General features: G+C 63.9%; 12 protein-coding genes. 11 read left to right on the plus strand and 1 reads right to left on the minus strand.

The genetic code is table 11. From position 1 onward, the window contains the following. The 3 genes from P12x_RS30350 (at position 1) to P12x_RS30360 (ending at position 2,276) form a co-directional block, all read left to right on the plus strand. Positions 1–810, plus strand: coding sequence for a ParA family protein (locus P12x_RS30350; protein ID WP_435011963.1), 810 nt, complete (start codon positions 1–3; stop codon positions 808–810). Position 811: 1 nt separating this feature from the next. Continuing rightward, a complete protein-coding gene (locus P12x_RS30355) occupies positions 812–1,732 on the plus strand; it encodes a ParB/RepB/Spo0J family partition protein (RefSeq protein WP_435011964.1) in 921 nt (306 codons plus the stop codon). 379 nt (positions 1,733–2,111) lie between these two features. Continuing rightward, on the plus strand, positions 2,112–2,276 hold the full coding sequence (locus P12x_RS30360) for a hypothetical protein (RefSeq protein ID WP_435011965.1): 165 nt from the start codon (positions 2,112–2,114) through the stop codon (positions 2,274–2,276). A gap of 154 nt (positions 2,277–2,430) precedes the next feature. Here the strand turns inward: P12x_RS30360 and P12x_RS30365 are convergent, their stop codons facing one another. Continuing rightward, positions 2,431–2,631 (minus strand): hypothetical protein, encoded by a 201-nt coding sequence (locus P12x_RS30365; protein ID WP_435011966.1) that lies wholly within the window; start codon positions 2,629–2,631, stop codon positions 2,431–2,433. A gap of 496 nt (positions 2,632–3,127) precedes the next feature. Between P12x_RS30365 and P12x_RS30370 the strand changes: the two genes are divergently transcribed. The 8 genes from P12x_RS30370 (at position 3,128) to P12x_RS30405 (ending at position 11,547) form a co-directional block, all read left to right on the plus strand. Continuing rightward, positions 3,128–3,406, plus strand: a complete 279-nt coding sequence (locus P12x_RS30370; protein WP_435011967.1) for a hypothetical protein — start codon at positions 3,128–3,130, stop codon at positions 3,404–3,406. Next, on the plus strand, positions 3,403–3,771 hold the full coding sequence (locus tag P12x_RS30375) for a helix-turn-helix domain-containing protein (protein ID WP_435011968.1): 369 nt from the start codon (positions 3,403–3,405) through the stop codon (positions 3,769–3,771). The genes P12x_RS30370 and P12x_RS30375 overlap by 4 nt, the downstream gene beginning before the upstream one ends. A gap of 191 nt (positions 3,772–3,962) precedes the next feature. Continuing rightward, complete coding sequence (locus P12x_RS30380; RefSeq protein WP_435011969.1) at positions 3,963–4,742, plus strand: hypothetical protein; 780 nt, start codon at positions 3,963–3,965, stop codon at positions 4,740–4,742. Positions 4,743–5,175: 433 nt separating this feature from the next. Continuing rightward, on the plus strand, positions 5,176–5,643 hold the full coding sequence (locus tag P12x_RS30385; protein WP_435011970.1) for a ParB/RepB/Spo0J family partition protein: 468 nt from the start codon (positions 5,176–5,178) through the stop codon (positions 5,641–5,643). Between the two features lie 504 nt (positions 5,644–6,147). Next, entirely contained in the window at positions 6,148–7,509 is a 1,362-nt protein-coding gene (locus tag P12x_RS30390; protein WP_435011971.1) for a glucuronyl esterase domain-containing protein, read from the plus strand. A gap of 38 nt (positions 7,510–7,547) precedes the next feature. After that, positions 7,548–9,398 (plus strand): AMP-binding protein, encoded by a 1,851-nt coding sequence (locus P12x_RS30395; protein WP_435011972.1) that lies wholly within the window; start codon positions 7,548–7,550, stop codon positions 9,396–9,398. Beyond that, positions 9,395–10,153 (plus strand): 3-hydroxybutyrate dehydrogenase, encoded by a 759-nt coding sequence (locus P12x_RS30400; RefSeq protein WP_435011973.1) that lies wholly within the window; start codon positions 9,395–9,397, stop codon positions 10,151–10,153. The genes P12x_RS30395 and P12x_RS30400 overlap by 4 nt, the downstream gene beginning before the upstream one ends. Continuing rightward, positions 10,150–11,547 (plus strand): GntP family permease, encoded by a 1,398-nt coding sequence (locus tag P12x_RS30405; protein ID WP_435011974.1) that lies wholly within the window; start codon positions 10,150–10,152, stop codon positions 11,545–11,547. The genes P12x_RS30400 and P12x_RS30405 overlap by 4 nt, the downstream gene beginning before the upstream one ends. Positions 11,548–11,731: the final 184 nt, after the last annotated feature.

Consider the following 11,731-nt stretch of genomic DNA (forward strand, 5'->3'; position numbering starts at 1 on the left):
ATGTCCGTGATTGCCGCCGTAAACCTCAAGGGAGGGGTCGGGAAGACCTCGACCGTCCTGCACCTTTCGGGGGCGTTGGCACAGATGGGCCGGCGGGTCCTGACGGTCGATGCTGATCCCCAATCGAGCCTGACCGCCGGCTTCCTCGGGATTGACGAGGCGCGGGCACTTGACCCGGCCGCGACGATCGCCGCCGTCCTGGCTGGCGATGACCCCTACCCCGAGGCCGTGATCCGGCCGACCCAATTCGACGGGATCTCGCTCCTGGCTGGCTCCAGGCATGCCGTCGGGTTCAACGTCCCGAACCCCCACCTGGCGCCCTACGAGGACCAGGTCCGGCTCCGCGAATTCCTGGGCTATGTCCGGGCCAATTTTGACGTCGTGATCATCGACTGCCCCCCGAACTTGCACGCCTGTAGCTGGGCCGCCATGGCCGCCGCCGACGCCTTGCTAGTCCCGGTCCAGCCCGAGAACTTCGGGAGCCAGGGGACCGTTGATGTCCTGGAATCGGCGGCTGCGGTCCGGGCCACGATCAACCCGGACCTCGGCCCGGCCTGGTTCGTGGTCTCGATGCTGGCGGCCCGGCGGGCCATACACCAGGCGTTCGTCGAGGGGCTCCGGGCCGGCCACGGGAACGCGGTGTTCCGGTCGGCGATCCCCGAGGCGGTCGACTTCGTCGAGGCAGTCGTGGCCCTCAAGCCGCTCTGCTATCACAAGCCGAAGGGGGCCTCCGCGAAGGCCGTACGGGCCGTGGCCGAGGAATTGCTGGGCCGGCTCGCGTCGGCCGACTCGATCGGGGAGGCCGCCTGAGATGGGCAAGCTCGACGACCTCAAGAAATCCGGCCAGATCGGGGCCAGCTTCGGGGCCGGTGTGGCTCCCGGATCGACGCCCGCCGGGATGGATCTTGGCCGGGCCATGGGCGTCCCCGCCCGGCTCCAGGGCATCGCAAAGGACAAGGACGCCGCGCTGATCCCAGTCGATCGGATCGTCCGCGATGAGGCCCAGCCCCGTGAGGAATTCGACGAGGATGCGCTGGGTCGGCTGGCCGAATCGCTCCGGACTCGGGGCCAGCTCCAGCCGATCCGGGTCCGCTGGGACGAGGGCAGAGGGGCCTACGTCGTGATCATGGGCGAGAGGCGGTGGCGAGCCGCGAGCATGGCCGGCCTGGCGACCCTGCGTTGCGTGGTCCAGGAGATCCCGGAAACTCCCGAAGAACTTTTGGCCCTCCAGCTCGTTGAGAACGCCCTCCGCGAGGATCTGAAGCCGATCGAGCAAGCCAAGGCCTACCGCCGGCTCATGGATGCCCACGGGTGGAGCGGAAGCCAGGTGGCGCGGGAACTGTCGGTCGATCAGTCGGTCGTCTCGCGGGCCCTCTCGCTTTTGGAGTTGCCCGAGGCCGTCCAGGCCCAGGTGGACGCTGGGACGCTGGCGGTACGGTCGGCCGCCGAGATCGCCCGAATCGATGACCCCGAGACACAACGGAAGCTCGCCCAAGCCGCCGTCTCCGAGGGCCTCAAGCGAGATGAAGTCGCCGAGCTGGTCCAGGCCGTCAAGGCCCGCAGGCCCGCTCCTATGGCCCGGCCAAGCCCGGTCGCTTTCAACCTTGGGGATGCCTCGGTCCGAATCTCCTGGAAGAAAGCCGGCAACTCGGCGGTCCAGGTGCTTCGTCGGGCATTGAAGGAAGCCCAGGAACGGGAACGACAAGGGCATGGGGAGGTTGACGCGGCGTGACAGTTTTTCCGTTCCGAGGCGTGACCCCAGCGAGGATCTCGACCACCAAGGCGACCGTAGCGAACCGTAGGGCCACGGGCAAGGGCAGGAGGGTGGCCAGGTCGAAAAGTAAAGCCAAAGTTGTCACGTCTAGGACTCTGAAGGCCAGTGATGGATACCGGATCACTATCGAGCGAAAGAAGGGGATTGAGCCGGCCGCTCTGCTTGCGGCTATCCGGTTCGCGGCGGTACTGGTCGAGGGGTAACAGACCGGAGGAGATTCAGCGGCGACCTGAGCGGATAAACTCAAACATGGAGGTGTAATTCATTCTTGATGCGTCATAGCCGAAAGGAGGGCCGACCCATGATAGGCGACGTTGAAGGAAAGAAACCTCTCCTCATGAATCAGAAGCATATCTCGATCGAGTACAACATCCCGACCCGCGACATACTCCAGTGGATTCGCGTGCCTTCAAGCTTCCCGAGGCCCGTCCAGGTCCTCGGGAGCAAGCGGTGGTTCCGCCGGTCCGATATCGCGAAATATTTCAAGACCGGAGGAGGATAATCCATGGCGAAATGGAACCTGGAGCGGACGGAGTGAGGTTGTGGATCGAGGGGCAGAGGGGTGATTTCGTGCGATTATCCCACAAATAAAATCAACCCGAGTTGGGCGGCGAATAACTCCTTCGACCGCCCATGCATCCTTGGCATGCACCGGGTTATCGCGAGGCTATCGGGCTTCGCCCCTCCAGGCGGGCCAGGCCCCGCTTCCATCGGGCCTTGGCCAAAAGCAGGCGGGCCAACTCTCTCTCCCGCCTCGATCTCTCCGGCGACTCGGCCGGATCGGGCCGGAGCCACTTGGTGCCCTCGGGCATCATGGTCGAGACGTGAGGATGCGCCACCGATAGTCGGGTCGTCATCGAATCCCTCCGTGGTGCGAGCGTCGCACCTCCCAGGATGGCTCAGCATCGAGCCCTCTTTATTCACCATAGTCCACGAAGCGATCCCGAAGCGTCCGAAATTCCGGAACGAAACATCTCACCGGTGGGGGTATGGCAGGGGGGGATTGAATTCCTTCGGGGGATAATCCCCCTTTTCGAATCGAGCCGAGTGGGACCTGAGGCTACCTTCTTCGGATGTGCCCGAAATTGGTCCGGATCACTTTACCGAGGTCAGTAGACTGACCCGAACCAATTTGTTGACCTCAACAACATGGTAGGGATCACCTCGTTAGCGTCAACCAAGTGATCCTAAAGGCGATCCTCAATCACCTTTGAATTCTAATCCGGGATGAATCCGGAATTGACCCGCCCCATCCAGGAGGCGGGTTCCTTATTTTCACACAAATAGTTTACATATTCTCTGGGTGCATTATAATGCACCAAGCGGCCAACGACGATGACGCGAGGTGACGAGATGGCCCGGCTGACTTTCGAGTGGGACGCGGCGGACGACGAGGCCGGGAACGTCGCCCACATCACCCGACACGGAGTCACCACCTCGGAAGCCGAGTATGTCGTCCGAAACCCCAATAATGACATGGTCCGTTCGGAGTCGTCCACCTATCCCATCACATTCGGTCGGACGAAGACGGGGAAGCATCTCGCGGTGGTATGGTCGGCGGTCGGGACAAATCCGATGGTCATCCGCGTAATCACGGCTTATCCGGTGAACCCACCGAAGGGGAGGCGATGAGCAAGCAAGAGACGAGGGGGCCGGAAACGGTCGCGGGGCAGGCCCACACGTTCGAGCCTCCCTTCGGGGAGGTGGGGCAGGGGGTCGAGGAACTCCAAGCCGCCGGCAAGGTCGGAGAGGCCGTCTCTCAGGGGATGTACCTGGCGTTACTCTCCCTCATGGGCGGACTCCGCGCCCGCCGCGAGTCGATGGGGTTGAGCCTGTCGGACGTGGCCGAGCGGACGGGGATGACCCGCCAGTCGGTGAGCAAGCTGGAGAACGGCCTGAATACGAATCCCACGATGCAAAGCATCTGGCGGTACGCAGGGGCGTTGGGGGCCGAGGTGAATTTCGCGATCGGGGAGGCGGAAGCCTGGGACGAGTAAGGTATGCCGATGATGCGAAAACTCCCCGCCCGCAATTGATATTTGGCGAGATCGCCGTCTCGCGACTGCATGATTAATCAATCAAACATGATTGATTGCGTATAACCGTCGGCAGTGGGACGATTTCCCCCGGCCGCCTGGTCGATCCGCCGTGGATCATCCCGGCGTCATGGCCGAGGTCGGGGATCGCGATGAACCAGATTAGATCAGCATTGTCATTGGCCGTCCTTTGGTTCGTCTTGCCATCGACCGATCTCGACGCGGCGATCATCGACCTGTCCGTGGATGCCCCCGGTCAGTCGCTCACGACCCTCATCGGGCCGCTCGACGCCCCTCGTCCCTGGATTCCGGGAGCGCCCGACTCGCCCGCCAATGATCATCGTGGTTATGTGGGCGGGACGCTCAATACTCTCGACGCATTCACGTTGTCGATCACGGTCGATACCGCCGGGGTCTACCGGATCTTCTCCGGATCGAAGACTGATCGATTTGTCGAGTCCTCCATCGGACCCATCGATAATATCTTCTGGCCGCTGGTCAACGGGGCCGGTCGGCTGGACAATGCCACGGGATCGGCATGGGGCTCATTTAATCTGGAGATCGTCTCGGCCCCATCGGGGGGCGCTTCCCTCGAAGGTGTGATGATCGGGATCGATCCCGGGCCTGGAACCGGCAAGGGATTCAACTTTGCTCGCTTTCCATCAGATCGACAATCGATCGAGGTCTATTCCGATGTGGATCGTCCCTACATCGACGACGGCCAGTCGTTCCAGTTCTCTTTCGACGTGCGGTTGGAGGCCGGCACGACGTTGATTCGAGAGTATGCGACCCCGACGTCTGCGGTACCCGAACCGAGCAGTGTGATGATGGTGGGGATGGCGGGATTAATCGCGGGCGGGATGCGGTGGGGCAGGGGCTCATGTCGGCGAGTGAACCCCGGGGATAGCCAACTAGCGGGATCGGGGGTCTGAGCGGTGGCCGACCCTCACGGCATGGGGAGAGGTTTCTCTCTCTTGTCGTTCGGTAGCGACGCCGGATCGCCGGCAGTTTGTCGCCCTCTCTCTCGCCATACAGGCCGTTCTGGGCCAGTCTCACCCGATCCAGTCCCCGGCTGGGCAACGAATCCCACGACGGCCGTACCTGGCTGGTTCGGATCGACGAATAGGGTCGATGGCGGGGCGGGAAATTTGAGCGTGCCTGCGCCGAATTCCTCGCTGCCGGTGCCGCCGTGGTGCTATTCCACGACCGGGCAGGCGACGGGTCAGGTGCCGCCCGCAAGGCGAAAGCCGCCAGCAAGGCCAAGACGACCGGGCAGGCGACGGGTCAGGTGCCGCCCGCAAGGCGAAAGCCGCCAGCAAGGCCAAGCATACCTGAGGTCACTTCACGAAACGGACTATAAAGCACGTGAATATCAACGGCTGGTCCGAGAACCAACTCGCCAGGGAACTGGGCGTCTCGCAACCCTCGGTCGTGGCCGCCCTGAAACTCCTGGCCTTGCCGACGCCCGTCCAGGACCCGGTTGAAGCCGGCGACTTACCCGCCTCCTCGGCCTCGGCAATCGCATCGCTCGATGACCCCGACGAACAGGCCGAGGTCGCCGCGCGTGTCGTGGCCGAGGGCCTGTCCCGGGCCGAGACCGTCGAGGCGGTCCGCCAAGCGGCGAGCAAGCCCAGGGCAGGGGGGGGCTCGAAGGGTAGAACTGCCATCCGGGAGAGGCCGAGGCGTCCCACGGTCCGGACGATCAAGACGTTGTCGTGCCGGCTCACCCTGGAGTTCAAACGGGCCGTCGAGCCGGCCGAGGTCCGAGCCGCGCTGGCGGAGGCACTGGCCAAGGTCGCCGCTGAATTCGAGATCGACCAGGACGCCGCCTGACCTCGCCCCACGGAATGCACCGGGAGGGCAGCTCGACCGAATTGTTGAGCTGCCAGACCCGGATCAGCAGGTAGACGTATCGGCCGCACGACCCGCTAACTAATCGAAAAACAATCACAACTGTGATTATTTAATGAGGAGTGACCCCGAGTTATTGGGTAGCGATAAACAAGGGCTTCAGGGTATCGCCCAGATTCCTTGAAAGCCAGGGCCTCTGTCGCTTCTCGTTTGGCGGAAAACCCCGGCTTTCATCACTGTCGGCTTGAGTTCTGCGAACATACGAGCGGGGCGTGTAATGACGAGTGGCACCGAAGCCACCGTGTCGCCGCCGAGCACCCGGCGACTGGTCGACCATCCGTCACGAGCCAAAGCCCGAAAGCGCGAATCGATTCGAAGAGAATGCAGCAAGCATTCGTTCCACATCCGGCAACTTACTGATATTGTCTGGGACTAGACGCCCGATCAACGGCACCTGGTCGCAGGAACTCTCCCATGCGAAGGTCCATGCCAGTCGCTTTCTTCCTGCTGGCCTGCGTCTCGACCAATTTGCTGTCCAGACCTCAAGCACCCGGCGAATCGAATCCGCCTCCGGGCTCGCGTGGGAATGCCGACAACATCCCCTTCATCGGGCGCAGCGACCCGAAAGGAAACCCCGTCCGGCTCGCGAGAGCGACCGGGCATGTCTCGAATTACACCGAGGAGAAGATCCCGCCCTACACGTTGCCCGACCCTCTGGTGATGGCCAATGGCCAGCGCGTCACCAGCCCTGCGAAGTGGTTCAAGGAACGCCGCCCGGCGATCCTCAAGTTCGACCGGGACCAGATCTACGGCCACGTTCCACCGAACGCTCCCAAAGTCTCCTGGGAGGTGAGCCAGGCCGATCCGGGCGACCGCGAAGGCGCGGCGATTGCCATGCGAGCGATCGGTAAGATGGGCGACAAGCCCGACGGCCCGAAAAGGAACCTGACAATCCACCTGCCGGCCAGGGCGAGCGGTCCGGTCCCGCTCGTCCTGAGAATCACCTTCGGCATGGGGCCTCGCGGCCAGGTCCCCGCCAAGGGCGCGCAAGCGACGGAGATGGCTGTACCGAAAGGCCATCCGTCTGGCGGATTCGATGCCCTGGGGGAATGCCTCGCCCACGGCTGGGGGTACGCTTCGCTGAACTACTCCGAGATTCAACCCGACCGTGCCGACCGATGGACCGATGGGGTGATCGGCCTCACGCTCGAGGAAGGCCAGACGCGACCCGCACCCGACGAGTGGGGCACCATCAGTGCGTGGGCCTGGGGGATCAGTCGGGTGATCGACTACTTCGAGACCGACACGGCCGTCGACGCCAGGCGGATCGCCATCACTGGCGCCTCGCGCCTGGGCAAGACCGTCCTCTGGGCCGCCGCTCAGGATGAGCGAGTGGCCGCCGTGTTCTCGGTCGTCTCCGGCGAGATGGGGGCGGCCCTGATCCGTCGCGACTGGGGCGAGACCCTCGACGACATGGCCCAGAACTTCCCCTGGCAGTTTGCCGGGAACCTTCCGAGGTGGGCCGGCAAATGGAACGATCTCCCGGTCGACCAGCACATGCTGATCGCCCTTTGTGCACCACGACCCGTCTACGTCAACGGTGGCCTGACCGACCAGTGGAGCGACCCCAAAGGCGAATTCCTCGCCATGGTCGACGCGGGGCCGGTGTACCGCCTGCTCGGGCGAAAAGACCTGGGAGTCACCGATTTACCTCCGCTCGATACGCCGATGATGACTGGCGATCTGGCCTTCCATTATCACAGCGGCGGCCACATGGCGGTCCCGGCCGACTGGAAGGCCTTCCTCGAGTTCGCCGCTCGAAGTTCCCGAGAGTCGACCGCAAAATAGTTGGTGGCGGGCTGCGAGGTCGTCCTGGAGCAAACGCGATGAAGTCGCTCACCCCAACAACCGGAGCCGTCTGGACGCCGGCCCCGGAATCCATCGCCGGCACGAATATTGGCTGGCTGATGCGCCATGCCGGGGTGAGTTCCTACGAGGCCTTGCATGCGTGGTCGGTTCAACATCGGGAGAGTTACTGGGCGGCGGTCATCGAACGACTTGGCATTCGTTGTCGCGTCCCGTATGACAGGGTCGTGGATCTTTCCGGGGGGATGGAATCACCCCGCTGGCTTCCTGGCGCGAGCCTGAACATCGTCGAGAGCTGCTTCACCGCACCGGTCGATTCCCCCGCGATCATCGCCCAGGCCGCGGGCGGCGAACTGGCGGTGGTTACCGTGGGCGAGCTGAAATCCCTGTCGGATCGGGTGGTGTTGGGACTGACACGACATGGATTCCGACCGGGAGATGCACTGGCAGTCGTCATGCCCATGACCGTGGAATGCGTGGCCATCTATCTGGGCATCCTCCAGGCCGGCTGTGTGGCCGTCAGCATCGCGGACAGCTTTCGACCGAGAGAAATCGCCACTCGCCTGCGGCTGGCGGACGCGGTGGGGGTCTTCACCCAGGACGTCCTCCGGCGCGGCGGCAAGACTCATCCTCTCTACGCCGGTGTGAAGGAGGCCGAGGCACCTCCGGCGATCGTGATCCCGCAGGAGACCACCCCGGCTTTACGCGATCGCGACTGCGAATGGGGTGATTTCCTGGCGGAAGAAGGATCGTCGCCCGTGGTCTTGCGAGACCCCTCCGATCCGCTGAACATCCTGTTTTCGTCCGGGACCACCGGGGAGCCGAAGGTGATCCCCTGGACGCAGACCACGCCGATCAAGTGCGCCGCCGACGCGCATTTTCACCAGGACGTGCGGCCCGGCGACGTCGTGGTCTGGCCGACGAACATCGGCTGGATGATGGGGCCGTGGCTCATCTTCGCCAGCCTCATCAACCGGGCCACGATGGGGTTGTATGACGGCGCGCCGACCGGTCGCGAGTTCTGCCGATTCGTGCAGGATAGTCGGGCGACCATGCTGGGCGTCGTCCCGAGCCTCGTGAAAGCCTGGCGCGCCGAGAGGGCGACGGAGGGGCTGGATTGGAGCGAGATCCGGGCGTTCAGCTCGACGGGGGAGTGTTCCGACGCCCGGGACATGCGTTGGCTGATGGAACAGGGAGGAGGCAAGCCCGTCATCGAATACTGCGGCGGCACCGAGATCGGCGGCGGTTACATCGCCGGGACGCTCGCGATGCCATGCGTGGCCGGTGCGTTCAACACGCCCGCGCTGGGGCTGGACTTCGTGATCCTCGACGAGGCGGGCGATCCGGCGGAGACTGGCGAGCTGTTCCTCGTGCCGCCGTCGATCGGAATGTCCACGAGGCTGCTCAACAAGGACCATCACGAGGCCTATTTCGCTGGAGTGCCCAGAGGCCCGCGCGGCGAAGTCCTGCGCCGCCACGGTGACCAGATGGAGGCACTCCCCGGCGGCGGCTGGCATGCATTGGGACGGTCCGATGACACGATGAATCTCGGCGGGATCAAGGTCAGCTCCGCCGAGATCGAACGAGCCCTCCAATCGGTCGAAGGCGTGACCGAGACCGCCGCTGTCGCCGTCTCACCCGGCGGCGGGCCGAGTCTCCTGGTAATCTACGCCGTCTGCGCCAACGGATCTCCGACGAACAAAAACTCCCTGATGGCCGCCATGCAGTCGGCGATCCGTCGAGAGTTGAATCCGTTGTTCAGAATCCACGATGTGGTTCTCGTCGAGTCTCTGCCTCGCACGGCGTCAAACAAGGTGATGCGACGTATCCTCCGCGATCAGTATCTCCCTCCATCGCCCGTCCTCCCATGAAACACACCATCCTCATCACCGGCGCGGGCAGTGGCCTGGGTCGAGGCCTGGCTCTTTGCCTGGCGAGCGAAGGGCACACGATCCTGGCAACCGACCTCGATCTCGCCCGAGCCAGGGAAACGGCCGCGGAAATCGACGCGGCGGGCGGATCGGCCGAGCCTCTTGGCCTGGATGTGACCTCCGAGGAAGAGATCCAGCGACTGCTCGATGGGCGATGGCCAGTCGATGTCCTGATCAACAACGCGGGCTTACAGCACGTCGCGCCGATCGAGGAATTTCCCGTGGCACAATGGGACCGTCTGACCGACGTCATGCTGAAGGGGACGTTCCTCCTGACTCGCGCCATCCTGCCCGAGATGCGCGCACGAGGGTTTGGCCGCATCATCCACATCGGCTCGATTCATTCCCTCGTCGCCTCGCCTTACAAGTCCGCCTACACCGCCGCCAAGCACGCTCTGCTCGGATTCTCCAAGGTCCTGGCCCTGGAGACGGCGAGTGCCGACATCACCAGCAACGTCATCTGTCCCGCCTACATCCGCACGCCCTTGGTGGACGCCCAGATCGACGATCAGGCCCACGCTCGGGGTATCTCGGAAGGGGAGGTGATCGAGCGCGTGATGCTCGCACCGATGCCGAAAAAGGCGTTCATTACCTGCGAAGAAGTCGCCGGGGCCGTTGGCTATCTGATCGGCCCGCTGGCGAGGAATGTCACCGGACAGGCCATCACGATCGACGGGGGATGGACGGCACAATGAGCCTGGTGATCATCCTGGGGGCGCTGGGTTTCCTCATGTTCGCGGCCTACAGGGGGGCGAGCGTCATCCTCTTCGCGCCGGTCGCCGCCCTGGGCGCGGTAGTGCTGACCGATCCGTCGATGGTGGCTCCCATGTTCACCGGCCTGTTCATGGAAAAGATGGCCGGCTTTCTCAAGCTCTATCTTCCGGTCTTCCTCCTCGGGGCCGTCTTCGGCAAGGCGATGGAACTCTCCGGGTTCGCCAGGTCCATCGCTTCCTCGGTCATCTCTCTGCTCGGTCGCGATCGCTCCGTGCTTTCCGTCGTCGTGGTGGGGGCGCTTCTGACCTATGGCGGCGTGTCGTTGTTCGTGGCGGTCTTCGCGGTCTATCCCTTTGCCGCAGAGCTGTTCCGTCAGAGCGATATCCCCAAGCGATTGATCCCCGCCACCATTGCGCTGGGCGCGTTCACCTTCACGATGGATTCCCTGCCGGGGACTCCACAGATCCAGAACGTCATTCCCGTCCCGTTTTTCCGCACCAACATCTACGCCGCGCCATGGCTCGGTGCCTTCGGCGGCCTGTTCATCCTGCTGACGGGGCTGGTCTATCTGGATTACCGCCGACGCCGGGCCGTGGCGAACGGCGAAGGCTACGGTGACAGCCTGCTCAATGAACCCGAACCGTTCGACCACGATCAGCTTCCCGCTCCCCTTGTGGCGATGACGCCCTTGATCCTCGTCGGTATTGCAAACAAGGCGCTGACCAGCCTCTTGCCCCAGTTGTACGACGATTTCCACTCGTTCATCCCCGCGGTCGTGGGACCGTCCCAGCCGATCAAGCAGGAAGTCTCGAAGGTCGCCGCGATCTGGTCCATCGAGGGGGCGCTGCTGATCGGAATCCTGTCTGTCCTCGTCCTGGCGTGGTGTCGACTGCGAGGCAGATTGTCCGAAGGGACCAAACACGCCATCTCGGGTGCCCTGCTGGCGTCCACGAACACGGCTTCGGAATACGGGTTCGGTGCGATCATCGCGGCACTGCCCGGCTTTCTCGTGGTTTCGAACGCGCTGAAGGCCATCCCCGATCCGTTGGTGAACGAGGCAGTGACGGTGACCACGCTGGCCGGAATCACGGGTTCGGCCTCCGGCGGCCTGAGCATCGCGCTGGCGGCCATGTCCGACACGTTCGTCCGGAATGCCGAGGCTGCTGGCGTGCCGATGGAGGTGATGCACCGGGTGGCCTCGATGGCGAGCGGCGGCATGGACACCCTGCCTCACAACGGCGCGGTCATCACCTTGCTGGCGGTCACGGGCCTGACCCATCGGCAGGCCTACGGCGATATCTTCGCGATGACGCTGATCAAGACGCTGGCGGTGTTCGTCGTCATCGCGCTTTATCGGCTGGCCGGCCTGGTTTGACTCCCTGCCAACGACCTCCGCCATCTCCCTTCGGTGCGTCTCCCGGCACGTGTGATCGGCGGCCCCTCACCGGCCGGACGATCCGGCAAGCGCGGCGAGCCCGCTCTTCGCGGGCCGCGATGGAATTCCTCGGTCGCCCGGACGGGAGCATGCAAACACGTCCTGTCGCACTCGCCGTCGTGTG

This window comes from Tundrisphaera lichenicola, from assembly GCF_051175385.1.
GTDB classification, from domain to species: domain Bacteria; phylum Planctomycetota; class Planctomycetia; order Isosphaerales; family Isosphaeraceae; genus Tundrisphaera; species Tundrisphaera lichenicola.